General features: G+C 65.4%; 20 protein-coding genes. 16 read left to right on the top strand and 4 right to left on the bottom strand.

Annotation, left to right across the window (positions count from 1 at the left end; genetic code table 11):
- Positions 1-197: 197 nt before the first annotated feature.
- The 6 genes from OIK40_RS02205 to OIK40_RS02180 all read left to right on the top strand — a co-directional run bounded on the left by OIK40_RS02205 (position 198) and on the right by OIK40_RS02180 (position 6,484).
- On the top strand, positions 198-1,001 hold the full coding sequence (locus OIK40_RS02205; RefSeq protein ID WP_273675803.1) for a 4-(cytidine 5'-diphospho)-2-C-methyl-D-erythritol kinase: 804 nt from the start codon (positions 198-200) through the stop codon (positions 999-1,001).
- 91 nt (positions 1,002-1,092) lie between these two features.
- Complete coding sequence (locus OIK40_RS02200; protein ID WP_273675801.1) at positions 1,093-1,809, top strand: N-formylglutamate amidohydrolase; 717 nt, start codon at positions 1,093-1,095, stop codon at positions 1,807-1,809.
- A gap of 41 nt (positions 1,810-1,850) precedes the next feature.
- Positions 1,851-3,572 carry a dihydroxy-acid dehydratase gene (ilvD, locus tag OIK40_RS02195; protein WP_273675799.1) on the top strand — a complete coding sequence of 574 codons (1,722 nt, stop codon included), beginning with the start codon at positions 1,851-1,853 and terminating at the stop codon, positions 3,570-3,572.
- The gene (locus OIK40_RS02190) at positions 3,553-3,903 is read left to right on the top strand and encodes a hypothetical protein (protein ID WP_273675797.1); all 351 of its coding nucleotides are present in this window, start codon (positions 3,553-3,555) and stop codon (positions 3,901-3,903) included. Before ilvD ends, OIK40_RS02190 begins: the two co-directional genes overlap by 20 nt.
- Positions 3,900-5,291 (top strand): NAD(P)H-hydrate epimerase, encoded by a 1,392-nt coding sequence (locus tag OIK40_RS02185; protein ID WP_273675796.1) that lies wholly within the window; start codon positions 3,900-3,902, stop codon positions 5,289-5,291. Before OIK40_RS02190 ends, OIK40_RS02185 begins: the two co-directional genes overlap by 4 nt.
- Entirely contained in the window at positions 5,288-6,484 is a 1,197-nt protein-coding gene (locus OIK40_RS02180; RefSeq protein WP_273675795.1) for a class I SAM-dependent RNA methyltransferase, read from the top strand. The genes OIK40_RS02185 and OIK40_RS02180 overlap by 4 nt, the downstream gene beginning before the upstream one ends.
- On the opposite strand, the gene OIK40_RS02175 is transcribed toward OIK40_RS02180, so the two are convergent.
- The 4 genes from OIK40_RS02175 to OIK40_RS02160 all read right to left on the bottom strand — a co-directional run bounded on the left by OIK40_RS02175 (position 6,481) and on the right by OIK40_RS02160 (position 9,308).
- A complete protein-coding gene (locus tag OIK40_RS02175) occupies positions 6,481-7,272 on the bottom strand; it encodes a hydrolase 1, exosortase A system-associated (RefSeq protein ID WP_273675794.1) in 792 nt (263 codons plus the stop codon). The genes OIK40_RS02180 and OIK40_RS02175 overlap by 4 nt on opposite strands.
- Complete coding sequence (locus tag OIK40_RS02170) at positions 7,269-7,943, bottom strand: alpha/beta hydrolase family protein (RefSeq protein WP_273675793.1); 675 nt, start codon at positions 7,941-7,943, stop codon at positions 7,269-7,271. Before OIK40_RS02170 ends, OIK40_RS02175 begins: the two co-directional genes overlap by 4 nt.
- A 12-nt stretch (positions 7,944-7,955) precedes the next feature.
- A complete protein-coding gene (locus OIK40_RS02165; RefSeq protein WP_273675792.1) occupies positions 7,956-8,252 on the bottom strand; it encodes an acyl carrier protein in 297 nt (98 codons plus the stop codon).
- A gap of 81 nt (positions 8,253-8,333) precedes the next feature.
- The gene (locus OIK40_RS02160; protein ID WP_273675790.1) at positions 8,334-9,308 is read right to left on the bottom strand and encodes a GNAT family N-acetyltransferase; all 975 of its coding nucleotides are present in this window, start codon (positions 9,306-9,308) and stop codon (positions 8,334-8,336) included.
- 20 nt (positions 9,309-9,328) lie between these two features.
- Between OIK40_RS02160 and OIK40_RS02155 the strand changes: the two genes are divergently transcribed.
- From OIK40_RS02155 to OIK40_RS02110, 10 genes are all read left to right on the top strand, one after another.
- Entirely contained in the window at positions 9,329-10,876 is a 1,548-nt protein-coding gene (locus tag OIK40_RS02155) for an acyl-CoA ligase (AMP-forming), exosortase A system-associated (RefSeq protein ID WP_273675789.1), read from the top strand.
- Positions 10,873-12,099 carry a pyridoxal-dependent decarboxylase, exosortase A system-associated gene (locus tag OIK40_RS02150; RefSeq protein WP_273675788.1) on the top strand — a complete coding sequence of 409 codons (1,227 nt, stop codon included), beginning with the start codon at positions 10,873-10,875 and terminating at the stop codon, positions 12,097-12,099. The genes OIK40_RS02155 and OIK40_RS02150 overlap by 4 nt, the downstream gene beginning before the upstream one ends.
- 205 nt (positions 12,100-12,304) lie before the next feature.
- Entirely contained in the window at positions 12,305-12,946 is a 642-nt protein-coding gene (locus OIK40_RS02145; protein WP_273675786.1) for an XrtA/PEP-CTERM system exopolysaccharide export protein, read from the top strand.
- A 16-nt stretch (positions 12,947-12,962) separates the two neighbouring features.
- Entirely contained in the window at positions 12,963-14,483 is a 1,521-nt protein-coding gene (locus tag OIK40_RS02140; RefSeq protein ID WP_273675784.1) for an XrtA system polysaccharide chain length determinant, read from the top strand.
- Between the two features lie 16 nt (positions 14,484-14,499).
- The gene (locus OIK40_RS02135) at positions 14,500-15,507 is read left to right on the top strand and encodes a P-loop NTPase (protein WP_273675781.1); all 1,008 of its coding nucleotides are present in this window, start codon (positions 14,500-14,502) and stop codon (positions 15,505-15,507) included.
- Between the two features lie 2 nt (positions 15,508-15,509).
- Positions 15,510-17,165 (top strand): porin family protein, encoded by a 1,656-nt coding sequence (locus tag OIK40_RS02130; RefSeq protein ID WP_273675779.1) that lies wholly within the window; start codon positions 15,510-15,512, stop codon positions 17,163-17,165.
- Between the two features lie 17 nt (positions 17,166-17,182).
- On the top strand, positions 17,183-18,343 hold the full coding sequence (locus OIK40_RS02125) for an XrtA/PEP-CTERM system-associated ATPase (RefSeq protein ID WP_273675778.1): 1,161 nt from the start codon (positions 17,183-17,185) through the stop codon (positions 18,341-18,343).
- A 2-nt stretch (positions 18,344-18,345) separates the two neighbouring features.
- Positions 18,346-19,278, top strand: coding sequence for an XrtA system polysaccharide deacetylase (locus OIK40_RS02120; RefSeq protein WP_273675776.1), 933 nt, complete (start codon positions 18,346-18,348; stop codon positions 19,276-19,278).
- A complete protein-coding gene (locus tag OIK40_RS02115) occupies positions 19,275-20,336 on the top strand; it encodes a FemAB family XrtA/PEP-CTERM system-associated protein (RefSeq protein WP_273675775.1) in 1,062 nt (353 codons plus the stop codon). Before OIK40_RS02120 ends, OIK40_RS02115 begins: the two co-directional genes overlap by 4 nt.
- On the top strand, positions 20,312-21,559 hold the full coding sequence (locus OIK40_RS02110) for a TIGR03087 family PEP-CTERM/XrtA system glycosyltransferase (protein WP_309557467.1): 1,248 nt from the start codon (positions 20,312-20,314) through the stop codon (positions 21,557-21,559). The genes OIK40_RS02115 and OIK40_RS02110 overlap by 25 nt, the downstream gene beginning before the upstream one ends.
- The last annotated feature ends 14 nt before the right edge of the window (positions 21,560-21,573 follow it).

Genomic DNA, 21,573 nt, shown 5'->3' with positions numbered 1-21,573 from the left:
TTGCGTGCCGTCCTGGCTGTGGTGGTGTTTTTGCTTGCGTGCGTTTTCGCCGGGTTTGCTAACGAGCAAGTGAAGCAGGTGCTCACCAGCTTCGACCGTGTGGTTTTGTTAATTGGGTTCATTCTCGGCGCTGGCACTGTTTCGCGCTGGATCGCGAGAGGCTCATTGCGCAATTCCATGGGTAGTAAGCGTCGAGCGTGAGGATCACTGAAACCGCCTACGCCAAGATCAATCTCGCTCTGCATGTTCGCAGGCGGCGGGAGGACGGGTATCACGAGCTTGAGACCCTGTTCGCCTTCGTCGATACGGGCGATGTGCTGACGGCGAAGCCTGCCGCGCAGGACAGCTTCGCCACGGTGGGTGAATTCGCGGGAGTGCTGGACAATCCCTTCGACAACCTTGTGGCCCGCGCCTTGGGCGCCCTCCCGCGCTCGCAGGGCCTCGCAGTGACTCTCGAAAAGAACCTCCCCGTCGCGGCTGGCCTTGGCGGCGGGTCGGCGGATGCGGGGGCAGTGTTCCGGATTGTCGAGGCATTGCACGGATTGCCGGAGGACTGGCAGGCGCGCGCGGCCAAGCTCGGCGCGGATGTGCCCGCCTGCGTCCTCAGCCGCACCCATATCGGCCTCGGCACCGGCACCGAGCAGGAGAGCGTCGAGGACGACCTCGCCGGAACCCCGGTGCTGCTGGTCAACCCGCGCGTGCCGCTCTCGACCGGCCCGGTGTTCAAGGCTTGGGACGGCGCGGACAGGGGCGCGCTGCCGGAAGGCCCGGCCAGCAAGATCGCAAGGGAAGGGCGCAACGACCTCGAAGCGCCCGCCATTTCGCTCTGCCCCGGGATCGCCGAGGTGCTGGCTGCCCTGCAAACGACCAATCCGTGGCTCGCCCGCATGTCCGGTTCGGGCGCGACCTGCTTTGCGCTCTACGATACCGTCGAAGCCCGCGATGCGGCGGCGGCGGCGATGCCGGGGGAGTGGTGGACCATGGCGGGGCGACTGCGGTGAGGGCTTGCCCCGAAACCCGTTCGCCTCGAGCGAAGTCGAGAGGCCGGTCCATGGTGTCTCGACTTCGCTCGACACGAACGGAGATCGGGCTTTGACAGAAGCTTTCCGCCAACTCGGCTCGCCCGCGCCCGGCGGGATCGTTTGCGCCGCCGACCACGCAAGCAATCGCGTGCCGGACGACATAAGTCTCGGCATTCCGACGCATCTGCTGGAAGATCACATCGCTGTCGATATCGGCACCGAAGCGATTGCCGAGCGGCTCGCCCGTGATCACGCCGTCCCCGCGCACATTGCTGCGGTCAGCCGCCTCGTCTGCGACTTCAACCGCGAGGAGGATGCGCCCGGCCTCGTCCCCGACACCAGCGACGGTCATCCGATTCCCGGCAATGTCGGTGCGAGCCGCGAGGAACGCCTGAACCGCTTCCACCGCCCCTATCACTCTGCGCTGGGCGAATGGCTGGAGCAGGCGCAACCGGCGCTGGTCCTCTCGCTCCACAGCTTCACTCCGCGCCTTGCCAGCCGCGAGGAAGCGCGCCCGTGGCAGGTGGGGGTGCTCTACAACACCGATGATCGCGCCGCGCGCATCGCCATTCCGCTGCTCGCGGCCGAGGGCCTGAATGTCGGCGACAATCTCCCCTATTCGGGCCGCGATCTCAATTACACCATGAACCGCCACGCCGAGGCGCACGGACGCCCTTACCTCGGCATCGAGATCCGGCAGGATCTGGCACAATCGCCCGAGGATCACGCACGCTGGGCTGCTTTGTTGGCGAATATTGCGCAAAGGGTTGCGTCGGCGCTTCGCTGAAGGCAAGGGCATTTCATAAATCGCCTTCAACGGGAAATCTTATGTCGCAGAAGTTTGACAAGTCGAAGCTCCCCAGCCGCCACGTCTCGGTCGGCCCGGAGCGCGCGCCGCACCGCTCCTACTACTATGCGATGGGCATGACCGAAGAGGAGATCGCCCAGCCTTTCGTCGGCGTGGTCAGTGCGGGCAACGATTCCGCGCCGTGCAACACCACCCTCAATGCGCAGGCCGATATCTGCCGCGAAGGCGTGATCGCTGGCGGCGGCACCCCGCGGCGGTTCAACACCATCACCGTGACTGACGGTATCGCGATGGGTCACCAGGGCATGAAGTCCTCGCTCATCAGCCGTGAAATCATCGCGGATTCGATCGAGGTTTCGGTCCGGGGCCATTGTTATGATGCGCTTGTCGGATTTGCTGGGTGTGACAAGAGCCTGCCCGGCATGATGATGGCGATGCTGCGGCTCAACGTGCCCTCGATCTTCGTCTACGGCGGATCGATCCTGCCCGGCACCCACCGCGGCAATGATGTGACCGTGGTCGATGTGTTCGAGGCGGTCGGCCAGTTCGCCGCGGGCAATTGCCCGCTGACCGAGTTGATCGCGCTCGAAAAGGTCGCCTGCCCCGGTCACGGTGCCTGCGGCGGGCAGTTCACCGCCAACACCATGGCCTGCGTCGGCGAGGCTATCGGTTTGTCCCTGCCAAACAGCAACATGGCGCCTGCTCCTTACAGATCGCGTGATGAAATTGCGGTTGCCGCGGGCAAGCAGGTGATGGAGCTTGTCGCCATGAATCTGCGCCCGCGCGATATCTGTACCCGCGAGGCTTTCATGAATGCAGCGCGCGTGGTCGCGGCCACGGGCGGTTCGACCAATGCCGCGCTGCACCTGCCTGCCATGGCCAATGAATGCGGCATCGACTTCGATCTTTTCGACGTCGCGGAAGTCTTCAAGACAACGCCTTATATCGCAGACCTCAAGCCCGGCGGGAAGTATGTGGCCAAGGACATGCACGAAGCCGGCGGGGTCTACATGGCGCTGCGCACGCTGCTTGACGGCGGCTTTATCGAACCCAACCCGATGACCGTCACCGGCAAGACGCTGGGCGAGAATATCGAGGAGATCACTTGGAACCCCGATCAGAAGGTGTTCTACGACGTGAAGACCCCGATCACCCCTACCGGCGGGGTCGTCGGCCTCAAGGGCAGCCTCGCGCCCGACGGGGCGATTGTGAAGGTCGCAGGCATGGCGCGCCTGCAGTTCTCCGGCCCGGCGCGGGTGTTCGATTGCGAGGAGGATGCCTTCGCCGCGGTCGAACAGCGCGATATCGCGGAAGGCTGCGTCATCGTGATCCGCTATGAAGGGCCCAAGGGCGGCCCCGGCATGCGCGAGATGCTTTCCACCACCGCCGCGCTCTACGGGCAGGGCATGGGCGAGAAGGTCGCGCTGATCACCGACGGGCGGTTCTCCGGGGCGACGCGCGGCTTCTGCATCGGCCATGTTTGCCCCGAAGCTGCCGATTGCGGCCCAATCGCGCTGGTCGAGAATGGCGACATCATCACTATCGACGCGGAAACGGGAAGCATCGAGCTCGAGGTTCCCGAGAACGTGCTGGCGGAGCGGCGCAAGGCATGGACCCCGCGCACGAATGACTATCAGGCCGGCGCGCTTTGGCGTTACAGTCAGGTTGTCGGCCCGGCGCGCTACGGCGCGATCACTCACCCCGGAGCCAAGGCGGAAACCCATGTGTTTGCGGATATCTAGCACGCTCGGATTACTTGCCTTGCTGGCGGCGTGCGGTAGTGAAAGCCCGCCGCCGCCGGGAGACAGCGTTGATTGCGCGATCGGCGCGGGGGCGGATTTTTCCCCTGTCTGCACGCTGGAGAAGGTCGCGGGCAGTGACGGGCTGGTTCTCCATCACCCCGATGGCGGCTTCCGCCGTTTGGTGCGCGATCCCGCTACCGGCTCGCTCCGTTCGATTGACGGGGCAGAGCCGCTGGTGTCCGAAAATTCTGCCGAGGGCGAAGTGCAATTTGCCATCGGGTCCGACCGCTACCGCATCCCTTACGCCCTGCTGGAGCCGCCCGCTTCGTGAGCGCGGCACAGATCCTAACCGCAGACCAGATGCGCGCGGCCGAGCAGGCGTTGTTCGATGCGGGCACCAGCATTTCCGAATTGATGGAAGTGGCGGCGGGGGGAGCAGCCGAATGGATCCGGCGCATTGCCGCCGGGCGCTCTGTCACGGTGCTTTGCGGCCCGGGCAATAATGGCGGCGATGGTTACGTGATCGCTCGGCGCCTGCGGGAAGCGGGCAATGCCGTTACCCTTATCGCCCCGCTGGCACCGGCAACCGATGCAGCGAAGGAGGCGAAACGCCGTTGGGATGGCCCTGTTGGTGCTTCGGGCAAGGGCGCACGCGGAGAGGTTTTCGTCGACTGCCTGTTCGGATCTGGTCTTGCTCGCCCGCTGGTGGCCGAACACGCGCTGCTGTTGCGCGATCTGGCGGCGCGGCACCGCTACAAGGTGGCGGTGGATGTGCCTTCGGGCGTGGCTAGCGACAATGGTGCGGTGCTGAACGAACGCCTACCGCGGTTCGATCTCACTTTGGCGCTGGGCGCATGGAAGTTCGCTCACTGGAGCCTGCCGGGCCGCGCGCTGATGGGGCAGATGCGGCTCGTGCCGATCGGGGTTGAGGATGTGGCGGGCGCGGCGCAGCTTGTAGGCCGGCCGAAGATTGTGGCCCCCGCCACCGACAGCCACAAATATCGCCGCGGATTGCTTGGTATCGTCGGCGGCGCCATGCCGGGTGCCAGCCTGCTTGCCGCCGTCGCTGCACAGCGCGCCGGGGCGGGCTATGTCAAATTGCTCGCAAGCGAAGTCGATCCGCGCACGCCCGCCGACGTTGTGACCGATTCTTCGCCGCTGGGAGAGGCCTTGGCGGACGAGCGCATCGCTGCGGTTCTGGTCGGTCCGGGGCTGGGACGCGGGGCACCGGCCAAGGCTGCTTTGGTCGAGGCGCTGCGTCATGCAAGAGCGCTCGTGCTCGATGCCGATGCGCTGGTGCTGTTGTCGCCCGAAATGCTTGGTCGCGTTGTGCCGATGCTGGCGACCCCCCATGATGGCGAGCTTGAAGCGCTTTGCCGCGCCTTCGGAATTATCGCCGAAGGCCGGCGCGCGCGGGCGGTTGCGCTTGCCAGGGTCAGCGGCATGGTGGTGCTCGCCAAGGGGCCCGACAGCATCATCGCCGCGCCCGATGGTCGCCTCGCGCTGGGCAGCCCCGTACCGAGCTGGCTGTCGGTCGCGGGAACGGGCGATGTGCTGGCAGGGGTCGCGGCAAGCCGTATGGCGACAGGGGCTGATCCGTTCACAGCCGCGTGCGAGGCGCTCTGGCTCCACGGCGAGGCGGCGCGTCGGTCAGGGCCAGCCTTTACGCCGTCGCAGCTTGCCGAAAGGGTGTCCGAGGCGCTAGCGGCCTGCCTGTGACTACCAGCGAACCGATTATCCGCCTCGCCGCCAAGGGCGATGGCGTCACGCCGTCCGGTCGCCATGTTGCCGGTACGGTGCTGGGAGACATGGTTGACGAGGGCGGGGTGATCACGCCGGGCGAACACCACATCACGCCCGCCTGCCGCCATTTCGAAACTTGCGGTGGCTGCCAGCTCCAGCACGCCGACGACACGATGCTTGCCGAATTCGTGCGGGATCGCGTTGCCAATGCGGCACGCGGGCAGGGGCTGGAGCCGGCCGAATTGCTTCCCGTCCACCTTTCGCCCCCGCATTCACGCCGCCGCGCGGGACTGCACGCCCTGCGCACTGCGAAAGGCGCGGTGCTCGGCTATCGCGAGGGCGGTTCGCACCGGGTGGTCGATCTGGCCGAATGTCCTGTGCTGCATCCCGCGCTGACCGCATTGATCGTCCCTTTGCGGGGCTTCGTGGCTGCGCATGGGCCCAAAGGGATGGTCGGCATTGATCTGACGCTGGCGGATCAGGGGGTGGAGGCGAACCTTGCCAACTTCCCGCTCGAAGGGCTCGGTCCGACCGAGGCCGCGCTCGATTTCGCCCGCGAGCATGCGCTTGCGCGGTTGACGATCGATCAGGGCTACGGCCCCGAGACCTTGTGGGAGCCCGAGCCGGTGACGGTGACGCTTGCCGGTGTGCCGGTCAGCTTGCCGCCTGGCGCCTTTCTGCAGGCGACGCAGGATGCCGAAAGCCGGATGGCCGCCGACGCTGCGGAATGGCTGGGCGATGCGCGGCTTGTGGCCGATCTGTTCGCGGGGCTCGGCACCTTCGCCTTCGCGCTGCGTCAGGGTCGCAAGGTGCTCGCGGTCGAAGCCGAACGCGCGGCGCATCTCGCATGCAAGGCCGCCGGAGCGCAATCGGGAGGGACTGTGCTGGCGCTGCATCGCGATCTGTTCCGCAGCCCGCTCCAGCCCGACGAGTTGAACCGCTTCGACGCGGTGCTGCTAGACCCTCCGCGTGCCGGTGCCCGCGCACAGGTTGCCGAAATCGCCGCGAGCACGCTGGCACGCGTCGTCTATGTCAGCTGCAATCCGTCAAGCTGGGCGCGCGATGCGGCGACTCTGACTGAGGCTGGCTTCAGGCTGACGAAGCTGCGTCCCGTGGGCCAGTTCCGCTGGTCGACCCATGTCGAACTGGTGAGCCTGTTCGAGCGCTAGGCGCGCAAGGCCGAAAGTATCTGCGCTTCGAGCCACGCGGCATGTTCGGGTTCGACATAGGCATGGCCGGCACCCTCGCAGCGATGAATGCGCGGATCGGATGCGTCCCACGCCGCCTCGAACACCTGAGCTGTACGATCGGCGGTGGCGAGCAGAATGCGCACCTCGCCCTCGAAGTTCGCCAAACCGTCGCGCATTTCGCCCGCCAGGGTTGAGGGGGCTGCACCCGGCCCGACAGAGCGAGCCAGACCGCGCGCCAGTTTGCGCAGATCAACGCCGCCGCCGATCAGCCTTGCGACTTCGCGCGGGTTCTTCAGCTTTTCGATATAGCGCGCACGGATCGCGGCCGGGGGCGGAGTGCCGTCGGCGTTACCGTCAGCCGCCTCCTGCTCGATCGTCCACGGGTTCGACAATACAAGCCCGGCCAGCCCTACGCCGCCTGTCAGCATCAGCGCCGATGCGGCATCGCAATTGCCGAAAGCGACGACGCGGGCGATCTGCGGAGCGATTGCATGGAAGGCTTCGATTGCGGCGGCGATGTCCTTGGCCGAATTGCGGAAACCACGGTTCTCGCCTTCGCTGTCTCCCACGCCGCGACGGTCGAAGCGGAACACGGGAAAGCCGGCGCGGGCGATGCGGGCGGCCAGCCGTGCCTGACCGGAGAAAGCGCCCGAACGGATTTCGTTGCCGCCGCTGACGATCAGCAGCCCGGTGGTGCCGGGCGCGGTATCGAGCGTGGCCGCCAGTCGCAGCGTCCCGCAGCCGAACGAGAGGGGTAGGCGGCTCATATGATGCTTTCCGCGACGATTGCAGCCAGCGCGTCGGCCTGCGCCCCATCCTCGTCCGGTTCGGCGCGCAGCCACAGGCCCGCGCCACCCAGCATGGCTTGCGTGATTTCGCTCTGCCCAGCGACCAGCACGGGTTCGGCGCTTTCGAGTTCGCCGATCATTGCAGCACTCAGGGGCCAACCACCCAGCGTCAGGCCTTCGCTCCGTCCCAGCGCCATCAGCGCCTCGGCCTTTTCCTCAAACCCGCTCTCGCGCGCGGCGATGGTGCGCGCGCGGATCATGCCGCGCAGCAACCTGGGGCCGGATTGCGGCGCATAGTGCCAGCCGGGCAAGGTTTCCGGCGCAAGCAGAGCACCGGTGCGAATGGCAAGAACATGACTGGCAGAAAGGGCCTGCGCCGCAGCAGTCATTCCCGCCCGCCAACCGGTGAGGGTCTGCGCGTCGAGGCGGGCGAGGCTGTCGTTGCAGCCCGGCAGATCGGGTAGAAAGCTGTCGATGCCCGCCGCATCCAGTCGCCGCATCACTTCGACCGTGAAACGCCGCAGCTTGTTCGCCTCGTCGAACCAAGCCGGACATATCAGCACACGCCGGTCGCGTCCGCGATCAAGGGCAACCAGAAGCTCTTCGGTTGTCGACCCGTCAGGGGCGGTAATGGTCCACGTGGAGATCACGAGGCGGCAGGTCTACTTGTCGGCAAGCTTGGCCCGGGCGAAGGCCAGCAGCCCGCCATAGGTTTCCAGCATCTCGCCATCGACATCGTCATCCTCGATCACGATTCCGAGCCGGTCTTCCATCTCAGTAAAAAGGCCCGCGACAGCCATTGAATCCAGTTCGGGAAGGTGCCCGAACAGGCCGGAATCCGGCCCGAAAGCGGATGCCTGCGCCGGATCGAGACCGAGCACATCGGCAATCAAGCCCTTGAGTTCCCGGTCAAGCGCGGCGGCCTCGGCTTCGCTCTGGATGGTCGGATTAGCATTCATCGGATCGCCCAAATCCCTGTAAGCGGCGGTTGGCCGCGGGGCTTAGCCATGCCGCCGCGCGCGTGCAAGCGCTGCGGCCAGTCAGGGGCGCAGCGAACGCAGCATCCGCTTGCCCAGCGGTGCCCAGGCTTTGGGCTGGCCCATGTCGAGACAATCGATGCGGAAACGTGGGCGCACAGCCTCCATCCAGTCGGCCTTGTAGCTCTGGTTACCGGTGCCGAAATCGACCAGAGCGACCTTGTCGATGTCGATCACATGGGCAAACAGCGCGGCGCTCAGCGTGGTTCCGGCGGAAAGCGGCTTGTGGCTTTCAAGGTGCGCGAGCTTGTGGATGTAGGCCACGCCATTCTCGACCGTCCAGCACTGCGCGGCGACCGCCTGTCCTCCGGCCCGCGCCACGCCGAGCCGCAAACGGCCTGCCGCGCCCTCGCTTTGGGCAAAGGCGCGCAGCATGGCGGGCTGATCCTCTGCCGGTTTCCAGCTGGCGGCGTAGATGCTCTCGTATTCGGCCCAGACGGCAGGATCGAAGCGGGTGAGCACCTGGGTTTCGACCTTCTTCGCCTTGCGTTTGAGCGTGGTTCGCAAGGCACCGGGACGGCTTTCCCAGTATTCGGCAAAGCTGCGCCCGCCGACTTCGAGGATATGATTGATGTCGCACGGCTCGACCGCGACCCGCCAGCCTGCTGCACGGAAGGCTCGCGCAAGGCGATCGGCTGAACCGTCCTCGCCCGGCACGGGTTCGAGCGTGACGCGGTGGCCGCGGCTCTTCAACTGCCGCGCGATCGCTTCGAGCAGCCGGTCGCCGGCCGCACCTTCCGGGGCAAGCTGGCGCCAGGTGAAGCTGTACCAGTTGCGCAAGGGTGTTATTTGCCCGTCACGCTCCGTCAAAGCCAGCGCGGCGGTATCATCGGCATCGCTGGCAATCGCGATCAGCGGGGTAAGTCCGGTGCTGGCGAGCAGGGCGTACCACTCGGCGCGATCGAAGGGCGCACCGGCCATATCGCCAGTGAGGGCTTGCAAGACGTTAACGCTATCGTGATACCGCGCTTCGATCACTTGAATGGTTCCTCCTGCCAATGCCCCGCCAGCCCGATCCCCTTGCGCGTCCGCTCGATCACCTTGCCGAACTGGCAGGGTCGGCGGGGCATGGGGAACGTCCGGCGCTGGTGTTGCGCGAGCGCACGCTTAACCACAATCAGTTAAGACAGCGTGTTGCTGTGCTGGCCGGGTGGCTGGCGCAAATGGTGCCCGAGAAAGGCGCGCGGGTGGCCAGCTGGGCGGCGAAAGGCGAACTCACCTGCATCCTGCCACTCGCGGCAGCGCGCGCGGGGCTGGTGCATGTTCCGGTCAATCCGCTGCTCAAGCGTGCGCAGGCGGCGCATATCCTGGCCGATAGCGGCGCAAAGCTGCTGATCGGGACGGGTTCGCGCCTCGCCAGCCTTGAACCGGGCGATCTGCCTGCCGGCTGTGCGGCGCTGGGCGAGGGTGAGGCACTGGCGGCGGCCGATGCGGCGGCGCTCGCACTGGGGCCGTCGCAAGCCGACCCGGCGGATTTGGCCGCGATCCTCTATACTTCCGGCTCCACCGGCAAGCCCAAGGGGGTGATGTTGAGCCATGCCAACATGTGGCTTGGCGCGGTGAGCGTGGCGGATTATCTGGGGCTGGCCGCGGATGACGTGACGCTTGCCGTGTTGCCGCTGTCCTTTGATTACGGGCAGAACCAGCTGCTTTCCACATGGTATGCAGGCGGCTGCGTGGTACCGCTGGATTTCCTCTTCCCCAAGGATGTTGCCAAGGCCTGCGCCAAGCATGGCGTGACGACTCTTGCCGCGGTTCCGCCGCTGTGGGTTCAGTTGACCGAGATCGACTGGCCCGAAGAAGCGCGCGCGCCCTTGCGGCGGTTGACCAATAGCGGCGGTGCGCTGACGGTGGATCTGGTGCGGTCCTTGCGCGGCATGTTCCCGCAGGCGCAACTATTTCCGATGTACGGTCTGACCGAAGCCTTCCGTTCGACTTATCTTGATCCGGAATTGGTGGATTCGCACGCAACGTCAATGGGTAAGGCGATACCCTTCGCAGAGATTCTCGTTATGGACGATGCCGGCAATGTCGCAGCAGATAATGAGGAGGGCGAGCTGGTGCATTGCGGGCCGTTGGTGGCGCAGGGCTATTGGCAGGATCCTGTGCGGACGGCCGAACGCTTCAAGCCCGCGCCTTCGGCTTCGACCTATGGCGGGATTGCCGTGTGGTCGGGCGACCGGGTGCGGCGCGACGCTGACGGGCTGCTCTATTTCGCCGGGCGGCGCGACGCGATGATCAAGAGCGCCGGCAACCGTATTAGCCCGCAGGAGATCGAGGACGCAGCGATTGCTACCGGGCTTGCGGCCGAGGCAGTCGCGCTGGGCGTAGCGGACGCGCGGCTTGGGCAGGCGGTGCATCTGGTGGTACGCGGCATTGAGGACGAAGCCGCGCGTGCCGAGCTGCCAAGGCTGCTCCAGCGTGAATTGCCCAACTTCATGCAACCCCAGCATATCCATTGGCGCAATGCGATGCCATTGAACCCGAACGGCAAGATCGATCGCACCGCCTTGCAGGTCGAACTCGACAAGGAATTTGCGCAATGAAGCCGGTTGGCCCGATCCCCGCAGGTTACAATGCCATCGGCGGTGAACTTGCCATCGGCGGCAAGCGCGCGAGCAAGCTGGTGGAAGAGGCAGGGCGCACGCCCCTGTTCGTTTACTCGCGCGCACACCTCGATGCCCGCGTTGCCCAGCTGCGCGCCGCGCTGCCCCGACGGATCGGGATCAATTACGCGGTAAAGGCCAACCCGCACCTTGCAGTGATCGGCCACATGGCGCCGCTGGTCGACGGGTTCGACATTGCCTCTTCGGGCGAACTCGGATTGTGCATCGCCGTGGGCATCGATCCCGCGCGGATCAGCTTTGCCGGCCCGGGGAAGCGCGATGACGAGCTGGAAGCAGCCGTTGGTGCAGGCGTGACGCTCAATTGCGAGAGCGAAGGCGAGGGGCTTCGTGCGCTTGCAATTGGTCAACGTCTGGGCAAGGCGCCACGCATCGCGATCCGGGTTAATCCCAGCTTTGAACTGAAAGGTTCGGGCATGAAGATGGGCGGGGGGGCAAAGCCTTTCGGCGTCGATGCCGACAGAGTGCCCGCGCTCGCCCGCATGCTGATCGGGGAAGGGGCCGAATGGCGCGGCCTGCACATCTTCACCGGCAGCCAGGCATTGAGCGCAGACGCGATCATCGAAGCGCAGGGCAACGTGCTGGAACTGGCGGAAAATCTTGCCAATGATATCGGTTTCGGTCTGCCGAAGCTCAATATGGGCGGCGGCTTCGGCATTCCCTATTTCCCAGGTGACGAGCCGCTCGATCTGGCGCGCGTCGGCGCGGCTCTGGCCGAGCGGGTGGACAGCCTGCCTTCCGTGCTTGCGGACAGCGAATTGTGCATCGAACTGGGCCGCTATCTCGTGGGCGAGGCCGGCGTTTACCTGTGCCGCGTGATCGACCGCAAGGAAAGTCACGGCGTCGTCTACCTTGTCACCGATGGCGGTTTGCATCACCAGCTGGCCGCTTCGGGGAATTTCGGAACTGTGGTGCGGCGCAATTATCCGTCAGCGATTGCAAGCCATTACGGAGCAGAGCCGACAGAAGAAGTGAACATCGTCGGCTGCCTTTGCACCCCGCTTGACCGGCTTGCCGACAATGCCTTCATGCCCCGTGCCGAGGTCGGCGATCTGGTCGCGGTGTTCTGTGCCGGGGCTTACGGGGCGAGCGCCAGCCCGGCGGCGTTCCTGGGCCATGGCCCAGCGGCCGAATTGCTGGTCTGATCCGCTTTCCACCGGCGGTCCGTTAACGCCTGTCAGACCATTGTCCCGATCCGGGATAGGGCCGGAATTCCCGCTATATAACTAACAATATGTTCACCATTTCCGGCGAGAAGTGGCTGTCGTTCCGATGGTTGCGGACTGCAGGTCGCGCCTGCTCCATGTCTGCTGCCGCGTGGAACCGACCAATGGCCAAGGATCCTCGTCAATGTCTCATTCGCTGCCGCTCTCTTGTCTTGCCGCTCTGGGCCTTGCCCCGCTTGCGCTGGCAGGCTGCGCACCCGGCGGCAAGGAACTGCCCCCGGCAAGCTATTCCACCGCCCCGATTGCGCCGAGCGAGGAATACACGATCGGCCCGCTCGACGAGATCACCATTCATGTCTGGCGCAACCCGGAACTTTCCGCGGACAAGGTGCGTGTGCGTCCCGACGGGCGGCTGACCATTCCGCTGGTGCAGGACATCCCGGCCGTGGGCAAAACCTCCACCGAATTGCAGGACTACATCGCCGGCGAGCTTTCGAAGTATATCGAACAGCCGATCGTTTCGGTGATCGTCAACACGCCCGAAGGCAACTTCACCCAGCAAGTGCGCGTTATCGGTGCCACCGCACAGCCGGCCTCGCTGCCGTTCCGCGCTAATATGACCGTGCTCGACGCGATGATCGCGGTCGGCGGTTTGAACGAATTTGCCGCCGGGAACCGCGCGAAGCTGATCCGGCTCGACCGCGAAAGCGGCAAGCAGGTGGAATATCGCGTGCGCCTGTCTGATCTGATCCGTCGCGGCGATGCCAGCGCCAATGTCCTGCTGATGCCGGGGGATACGATCATCATCCCCGAGAGCCGGTTCTGACGGAGCGCCCACACCGATGAGCGAGATCTTCGAGGAATTGCGCGCGGCGCTGTGGTCGGTCTGGCACCGCCGCTGGATCGCGATTGCGGTGGCCTGGGGCGTATGCCTGCTGGGCTGGCTGGTGATCGCGATGATCCCCAATTCCTACGAATCCAAGGCGCGCGTCTATGTCGATGTAGAGGACGTGCTGTCCAAGCAGCTCGGGATTGCCGGTGACGGCAAGGAAGAAATCATGCGCGTGCGGCAGACGCTGTCGAGCGCGAAGAACCTCGAAAAGGTCATTACGTCCACCCGCCTTGGCGAAGGTATTACCGAGCGCGGCGCGCTGGACGCGATGATCGGCGAGGTCGAAAAGAAGGTTCAGGTGACGAGCGAGCAGGACAACCTGTTCGAGATTACCGCCCAGATCGGACGCGGTGATCTTTCCGATGCCGAGAATGCCGTGCTGGCGCGCGATGTGGTGCAGAAGCTGCTCGACATCCTGCGCGAGGAGCACGTGGCGGGGAACAGGGCCAGCATCTCTCAGGCGATCACCGATCTCGAACGGCAGCTTGACGGGCGCAAGCGCGAGTTGGAAGAGGCCGAACAGCGCCGCCTGGCCTTCGAGGCGCAATATCCCGATCTTGTCGGCGGCTCGGCGAGCCTGTCGAGCAAGGTGCAGTCGGCACGCGCGGATCTGCGTGCGGTCGATGCCGATCTGGCGGCCGCCGAAAGCGCGCTCGCGGCGATTTCCGGCCAACTTGCCAGCACGCCGCGAACCATTGTCGGCGGGCCGCAGGCGACCGGCCCGCGCGCCGCCTTGCAGCAGGCCCAGACCCAGCTTGCCGAACTACGCGCACGCGGACTCACCGATAACCACCCCGATGTCGTATCGACTACCAGACAGGTGCAGCTGCTCGCCAAGCAGGCCGCCGCTTCTGGCGACGACGCAGGCGGCACGCCCAATCCCGCCTATTCCTCGCTGCTTGCCATCCGCACCGAGCGTCAGGCCGGCGTAGAGGCCCTTCAGGCCCGCCGTGCCGCATTGCAGAGCGATTTCGCCGCGCTGATGGCAAGTCAGGCGTCCGAGCCTGCAGTCGCTGCCGAGGCCAACCGCATCAGCCGCGATTACGACGTGCTGCGCGAGAATTACGAGAAACTGCTTCAAGACCGCGAAGCGCTGCGCACGCGCGGGCAGGTCGAGGACAAGGCCAGCCAGTTCCGCTTCGACGTGATTCAGGAGCCGAGCGTTCCGCACAAGCCTGCCGCGCCCAATCGCCCGCTATTGCTGTTTGGCGTGCTGATCGTCGGTTGCGGTGCAGGCGCGGTGGCCGCCTGGGGACTGAGCCAGCTCAAGTCGAGCTTCGCCACCTCGCAGATGCTCGAACGCGCCTTCGATTTGCCGGTCATCGGCTCGATTTCGTTGACAATTTCCGATGCCGCAAAGGCAATCGAGAAAAAGCGCCTGAAGCAGTTTGCCGGAGCCTGCGCCGGGCTGGTCGGCGTGTTCGTGATCCTTATCGCCATCGAGATCGTCTCGATCGGGACGATTGCGTGAGGGCGGGGGTAACGCGATGACCGATCAGGGCAAGATCAACCGCGAGGGCGCACGGCCCGCATCGCTGTTCGAGCGCGCCGATGCCGCCTTCGGACTGGGGCCGGTAAACGCCGGGCCGAAACTGCCGCCGGTGCCGCCTGTGCCCGAACCGCTGCGCCGAGCGCCGGTGCCGCAACCGCAGGCATCTGCACCGCAAGTGCAAGAGCAATCCGTCGTCCCCCAAGCGCCGGCTGCACCGATCAGTGAACCCGCACCGCTACCCGAACCTGCGCCCGAAGCCCCGCGCGCGGTCGCTTTTTCCGGCCCGGTTGCCGCGATTGACCGCGAACACCTGCGTGACGGCGGGCTGATCATTCCGGAAGACCCGGTGACGGGGCTGCTGGAGGAATTCCGTATCGTGAAGCGCGAGCTGCTGGCCGAGGCCCGTTCGGGGGACAGCGGACTGGCGCGCCGGATTCTGGTGTGCTCGCCGCATCCCGGTGAAGGTAAGACCTACTGTGCCACCAATCTCGCGATCGCGCTTGCCGCAGAGCGCGATCTGGAGGTGGTGCTGGTCGATGCCGACGTGGTCAAGCCGGAGGTGACCCGGCGTCTCGGAATCGAAGCCGAGCGCGGCCTGATGGATGCGCTGGCCGATCCGTCGGTACAGCCCGAAAGCCTCGTGATCCGTACCGATATCGAAGGCCTGTTCGTGTTGCCGGCAGGAACGCCCAGCGCGCTTGACGCGGAATATCTTGCCAGCGCGCACACCGGAACGGTGCTGGACCGGCTGACGCAAGGCGCGCCCAACCGAATCCTGATCTTCGATACACCGCCTGCGCTTGCCGCGTCTCCCGCTGCCGAACTCGCGGCCCATGTCGGTCAGGCGCTGCTGGTGGTGCGGGCCGATGAGACCGCCAAGGCAGCGCTGGAAGACGCGCAGCAATTGCTGTCCGCCTGTCCGGACATCAAACTGCTGCTTAACGCCGCACGCTACAGCCTCTCGGGCCGGCGTTTCGGTTCCTATGGCGCGGGGGGGAAATAACCGTGCGCGCTTTTCTTCTTGCCGTGCCGCTGGCGCTTGCGGGACTTGTTGCTTCGGTTCCGGCATGGGCGCAGCAGCAGCCGCTGGGCGGCGGACAAGCACAGGACACGGGCGCCGGCGACATCCAGCGCGCCAACCGGATCGTGCAGCCCTATATCGAGGTCGGACAGGTGCTGTCGGCCGAACTTTCGCCCGGCGACGACGTGCTGACCTTCACCCAGGTCGCGGTCGGGGTCGACATCAATGTGCAGGGACGCAACAGCGGCGCTGCGGTATCGCTGCGGTACGAACGCAACATCGCTTACGGTAACGACAATGTCGATACCGACACCATAAGCGGCGTTGCGCGGGGCACGCTGGCGGTCATTCCCAATGCGTTGAGCTTCGAGGCAGGCGCTCTGGCCGCACGGACCCGCGTCGATGGCGGCGGCGGCACCACCGCAAACCCGCTGGTGCGCGAGGATGCCGAGAGCCGGTTCTACAGCCTCTATGCCGGCCCCAGCCTCAACACACGCGTCGGCGAAGTCGACGTGCAGGGCGTAGCGCGGGTCGGCTACAACCGGTTCGAGAACGACGCATTGCTTACCGACGCACAGGGCGCGCCGGTCGACGTGTTTGATGACAGCATGACCTATCTCGGCCAGATCCGCGCCGGGGTGCGTCCCGATACTGTGGCACCAGTCGGCCTAGCGGTGACGGCAGGCGGTTTTCAGGAAGACATTGCCAACCTCGACCAGCGCGTGCGCGACCTTTACGTGCGCGGCGACGTGATCGTGCCTGTGTCCCCCAGCCTCGCGTTGGTTGGCGGCGTGGGCTACGAGAATGTCGAGATTTCCAGCCGCGACGCACTGCGCGATGCAGATGGCAATCCGGTGATCGGCAGCGGCGGTCGATTTGTTACCGACTCTGCTTCGCCCCGCACCATCGCCTTCGACGTGGACGGGTTGTTGTGGGATGTCGGCGTGATGTGGCGTCCCAGTTCGCGTACCTCGCTGGAGGCGCGGGTGGGCGAACGTTACGATTCGACCACCTATTACGGCACCTTCACCTACGTCCCCAACGAACGCAGCGCCTTTGCGCTCAGTGTCTATGACGGGGTGACCGGCTTTGGCGGGCTGCTCAACAATTCGCTCGCTGGTCTGTCGAGCGATTTCGAGGCGATCCGCAATCCGGTGACTGGCGACTTCGGCGGGCTTGTGAACGGCACCGAAGGCCAGTCTGTCGTCGGCGGTCTGGGATCCGTGCGCTCGGCTGCTTTCCGCGGCCGCGGGGTGCGCGCGTCCTACCAGCGCCAGATGGGCCGGACCACGGCCGCACTCGGCGCGGGTTATGACCGGCGCACCTTCATCGCAGCGCCCGGCACGGTGCTCGCCGCGATCGATGGGCTGACCGACGAAAGCTATTACGTGATCGGCGGGCTGACCCGCGAACTGGGCCGGAACGCCAATCTCACCACCAATGCCTATGTGAACTGGTTCGACAGCGCCACGCCCGGCGGCGACGTAACCGCGATGGGCGCATCGGCGGCCTATAATCGCTCGATCACCCGCCGCCTGACTGGCCGGGCAGCAGTGGCGGTGGATTACTTCGACAGCGAATTCAGCGCCGAGGATTTCGCATTTGCGACCGCGCTGGTCGGCCTGCGGTACAACTTCTGACGGGGAGCGACGCGCTCATGTATGAACAATATTACGGTTTCGAAGCCCGGCCTTTCCAGCTGACGCCTGATCCGCAGTTTTATTTCGAGAGCATCAGCCACAAGAAGGCGATGAGCTATCTCGGCTACGGGCTTGGGCAGGGTGAGGGCTTCATCGTCATTACCGGCGAGGTGGGGGCGGGTAAGTCCACGCTGGTCGCCCATCTGATGGAACGGATCGACCCGTCGGCGTTGACGGTTGCGCAGGTCGTCACCAGCGCGCTGGACGGCGAGGAACTGGTGCATGTCGTCGCGCAGGCTTTCGGCCTTGCGGTCGAAGGCCACGACAAGGCCGGGGCGCTCGGTGCGATCGAACGCTTTCTGCAGGACGAGGCACGTGCGGGGCGCCGTTGCCTGCTGGTGGTCGATGAATGCCAGAACCTCGACATGGAGGCGCTGGAAGAACTGCGGATGCTGTCCAACTTCCAGCTTGGCTCGCACCCACTGATGCAAAGCCTGCTGCTGGGCCAGCCGGAGTTCCGGCGCATGCTGGCACATCATCCCGGGCTGGAGCAGCTGCGCCAGCGGATCATTGCCTCGCACCATCTTGAGGCGCTGGATGACAGCGAAGTGGCCGAATATGTGCGTCACCGGCTTGGTCATGTCGGTTGGCGTGATCACCCGGCGCTGGGCGAAGGGCTGCTCGAAGCGCTCTACCGCCACACGCAGGGCATCCCGCGCCGGGTCAATCAGGTGATGAACCGCCTGCTGCTGCTTGGCGCGATCGAGGAGCGGGACGAGCTGACCTTGGCAATGCTGGACGAGGTGGTGGCCGAAATGGCCGCAGACCAGAGCCGCGGTGCCCACGGGCGCGGCGATTTGCGCGAGGCTCCGGTTGCGCCTGTTTCTGCCGGCGACAGCCTGCCCGCGGCCGAAGTTGCCGCGCTGCTCGCAACCCGTGACGCGCGCACCGCCGAACTCGAAGCGGCCATCGGTGAATTGCAGGCGGCGGGCATCGGCCAGCGCGAACCGGCCGATCCGACGCTGTCGCCCGAGGAGGTCAGGCTTGCAGAGGCGCGTTTTGCCACCGAGCTCGAACGCATCGAGGCACGGCTTGAAGAACAGGAGCAATCCTTCCGCCACGTGCTGACCATGCTGATCGAATGGCTTGAGGAAGATCCGTCGCGCGAGGCCGCGTGACGATGAACGCGCCGCTCGATCCCTTTCCCGAAGGCTCCCGTCCGCCGGTCGTCAACGGCCTGTCGGTCGATGTGGAGGACTGGTTCCAGGTCGGCGCGTTCGAGAACGTGATTGCCCGGGGCGAATGGGACGCAATCCGCACGCGGGTTGAAGACAATGTCTATCGTATCATTGATCTGTTCGCCGAAGCCGATGTGCGCGCAACCTTCTTCACGCTGGGCTGGGTGGCGAAACGTCATCCGGAGATGATCCGGCGCATTGCCGATGCCGGACACGAACTTGCCAGCCACGGTTATGATCACGCGCGTGTATTCACCTTTGATCGCAGTAGCTTCAGCGAGGATATTCGCAAGGCGCGTGAGATTATCGAGGATTGCTCCGGCGTCCAGGTGACGGGCTATCGCGCGCCGAGTTTCTCGATCGACGCTCGCACCCCATGGGCCTTCGCCGAACTGGCGGAGCAGGGCTATGCCTATTCCTCCAGCGTCGCGCCGGTGGTGCATGATCATTATGGCTGGCCCGAAGCGCCGCGTTTCGCATTTCGCCCTCTGCCGTGGTCTTCGCTGATCGAACTGCCGGTGACCACTGCGATGCTCGGCGGGCGGCGCGTGGCGGCAGGGGGCGGGGGATTCTTCCGCGTGTTGCCTTACGGCTTCTCGCGCTGGGCGATCCGACAGGTCAACCGCGTCGAGGGCCGTCCGGCGGTGTTCTATTTCCACCCGTGGGAAATCGATCCCGACCAGCCGCGCGTCGCCCATGCACCCCTGCGATCGCGCTTCCGGCACTATACCGGCCTTGCCAAGATGGCTGACAAGCTGCGCGCGCTGGTGCACGAATTCCGCTGGGGCCGGATCGACATGATCGCTCACCGCGAGGCCGCGCGAGCGATGGAACTGCCGGCTCCGGTGCGTGAAGACGAAGAGATCGCCGCATGAACGCGCCGGTCCGTGCCGGGCACCAGGTGCGCGCGCTCGACTGGCGCGATGCAAGCGACGTGCGCCGGATCGAGAGCTTTGTTGCCGAACATCGTGCGAGCCTGTTTCACCGTCCGGCATGGCTGCAGGCGGTTGCCGCAGGCACCGGCCAGCGCGCGGCAGGTTTGATCAGCGAAAGGCTCGGCGTCGTGACAGGCTGGTTACCGCTCACCGAGGTGCGATCGGCACTGTTCGGCAAGGCGCTCGTATCGAGCGGGTTCGGCGTGGGTGGCGGGATCTGTGCGGAAACGCCCGAGGTCGCCCGGCTGCTCGCTGCGGCGGCTGAGACGCAAGCGATGGCGGGCGGTTTCGGCGGGATCGAGTTGCGTGGCGGCCCTATCCCCGAAAGCTGGGATGCGTGGTCCGACAAGCATTGCGGTTTCGTCCGCCCGCTGGCTGCGAATGACGAAGCCGAACTGAACGCCATCCCCCGCAAGGCCAGAGCGGAGGTGCGCAAGGGCCTTGCGCTCGATCATCGTGTGACCATCGGCCGCGGGCGCGATGATCTGGCCGCGCATTTTGCCTGTTACAGTCAGAGCGTCCGCAATCTCGGCACGCCGGTATTTCCGCGCGCGCTGTTTGCGGCGATGCTGGACGCTCTCCCCGACAATAGCGACATTCTGACCGTGTGGGACGGCGATACCCCGCTCGCCAGTGTGCTGAGTTTCTATCATAATGGTGCGGTTATGCCGTTCTGGGGCGGGGGCGTGTTCGCCGCGCGCGCCGCACGCGCCAACGAGCGGATGTATTACGAGCTTATGCTCCACGCCCGCAGGAAAGGCATGGAGCACTTTGATTTCGGCCGCTCGAAGACGGGCAGCGGGCCGTTTGCCTTCAAGAAGAACTGGGGCTTCGCGCCCGAACCGCTGACTTATGGCGCATGGACTGCCCCGGGGGCCAAAGGGCGCAATATCGATCCGACCGATGCCGGTTATTCGCGCAAGATCGATTTGTGGAAGAAGCTGCCCTTGGCGATCGCCAACACGCTGGGGCCGTGGATCGCACGCGGGCTGGCGTGATGGGGGGCATCCTGTTCCTCGCCCACCGCGTGCCGTTTCCGCCCGATCGCGGCGATCGCATTCGCGCGCATCACCTCTTGAAGGCGCTCGCAAGGCTAGGGCCGGTCCATGTCGGCTGCTTTGCCGAAGGCGCGGACAATGCGGGACAGGCGGCTCTGGCAGAAATGGCGACGTCTTATTGCATTGCCCCGCGCACCAAAGCCCTGCCGCTGGCGGGTATAGAGGCGGTGCTGGCGGGAAAGCCGGTCAGCCTCACCGCTTTCAATTCGCGCCAGTTGGCGACATGGGTGCACGAGACGATCGCCCGGCACGATATCTCGGCAATTGTCGTCTTTTCCGGCCAGATGGGGCAATATGTCCCTACCGAATTTGCGGGTCGCGTCATCATCGACCTGTGCGATGTCGATAGCGCCAAATTTGCCAGTTACGCCGAGGCGGGCGAGCGGGTGTGGCTCAATGCGCGCGAGGCACGGTTGCTTGCGATCGAGGAGGAACGGCTCGGTCGCCGCGCCGATGCGACAATCCTGATTTCCGAGGCCGAAGCCGCGCTCTATCGCAGCCGCCTGACCGCGCCGGAAAAGGTCGCCGTGCAGGTGATCGGCAATGGGATCGATGCGGAGTTTTTCGATCCCGCCGCCGCTCGTCCCCATCCGCAGCTGGAAAGCCTGCCCGGGCCGCATTTCGTCTTCACCGGCCAGATGGATTACCGTCCCAACGAACAGGCCGCGCTATGGGTTATCGAGGGGCTGATGCAACGTTTGCTTCAGCGCTTTCCCGAAGCGATATTCCACGTCGTCGGACGCAATCCGACCCGCGCTCTGATGGCACATCATGGCACCCCGGGTGTGCATGTCTGGGGCGAAGTGCCCGATGTGCGCCCCTTCATCGCTGCGGCCGACGCCGTTCTGGCCCCGCTGCTGATCGCGCGCGGGGTGCAGAACAAGGTGCTGGAAGCCATGGCAATGGCGCGTCCCGTGGTGCTCACCCGCGACGCGGCGACGGGGATTGATGCGCGCGACGGCGAAGATTGGCTCATGAGCGAAGCTGACCCGGCGATCATGTGCAACCGCATTGAAGCGCTGCTTTCCGACCCGCAGGCATCTGCTCGCATCGGCGCGGCGGCGCGGCGCTTTGTGCTCGATCATCATGGCTGGGAAGCGATGCTGGCACCGCTGGCCGGGCTGCTCGGCGATCGCGACGAGGCCGAGCGCCATGCCGCCTGAGCCTGCTACATTCT

Source organism: Erythrobacter fulvus (genome assembly GCF_028595285.1).
GTDB classification, from domain to species: Bacteria; Pseudomonadota; Alphaproteobacteria; order Sphingomonadales; family Sphingomonadaceae; genus Erythrobacter; species Erythrobacter fulvus.
The sequence above is the reverse complement of the archived record's forward strand: the minus strand, read 5'-3'. Positions and strand labels throughout refer to the sequence as shown.

What these genes read in the sequence shown, in the direction of transcription:
- ilvD (WP_273675799.1), top strand. Translation starts at nt 1,851, where the DNA reads ATGTCGCAGAAGTTTGACAAGTCGAAGCTCCCCAGCCGCCACGTCTCG.
- OIK40_RS02190 (WP_273675797.1), top strand. Translation starts at nt 3,553, where the DNA reads ATGTGTTTGCGGATATCTAGCACGCTCGGATTACTTGCCTTGCTGGCG.
- OIK40_RS02175 (WP_273675794.1), bottom strand. Translation starts at nt 7,272, where the DNA reads ATGAGCCGCCTACCCCTCTCGTTCGGCTGCGGGACGCTGCGACTGGCG.
- OIK40_RS02165 (WP_273675792.1), bottom strand. Translation starts at nt 8,252, where the DNA reads ATGAATGCTAATCCGACCATCCAGAGCGAAGCCGAGGCCGCCGCGCTT.
- OIK40_RS02155 (WP_273675789.1), top strand. Translation starts at nt 9,329, where the DNA reads ATGCCCCGCCAGCCCGATCCCCTTGCGCGTCCGCTCGATCACCTTGCC.
- OIK40_RS02150 (WP_273675788.1), top strand. Translation starts at nt 10,873, where the DNA reads ATGAAGCCGGTTGGCCCGATCCCCGCAGGTTACAATGCCATCGGCGGT.
- OIK40_RS02145 (WP_273675786.1), top strand. Translation starts at nt 12,305, where the DNA reads ATGTCTCATTCGCTGCCGCTCTCTTGTCTTGCCGCTCTGGGCCTTGCC.
- OIK40_RS02140 (WP_273675784.1), top strand. Translation starts at nt 12,963, where the DNA reads ATGAGCGAGATCTTCGAGGAATTGCGCGCGGCGCTGTGGTCGGTCTGG.
- OIK40_RS02135 (WP_273675781.1), top strand. Translation starts at nt 14,500, where the DNA reads ATGACCGATCAGGGCAAGATCAACCGCGAGGGCGCACGGCCCGCATCG.
- OIK40_RS02125 (WP_273675778.1), top strand. Translation starts at nt 17,183, where the DNA reads ATGTATGAACAATATTACGGTTTCGAAGCCCGGCCTTTCCAGCTGACG.
- OIK40_RS02120 (WP_273675776.1), top strand. Translation starts at nt 18,346, where the DNA reads ATGAACGCGCCGCTCGATCCCTTTCCCGAAGGCTCCCGTCCGCCGGTC.
- OIK40_RS02115 (WP_273675775.1), top strand. Translation starts at nt 19,275, where the DNA reads ATGAACGCGCCGGTCCGTGCCGGGCACCAGGTGCGCGCGCTCGACTGG.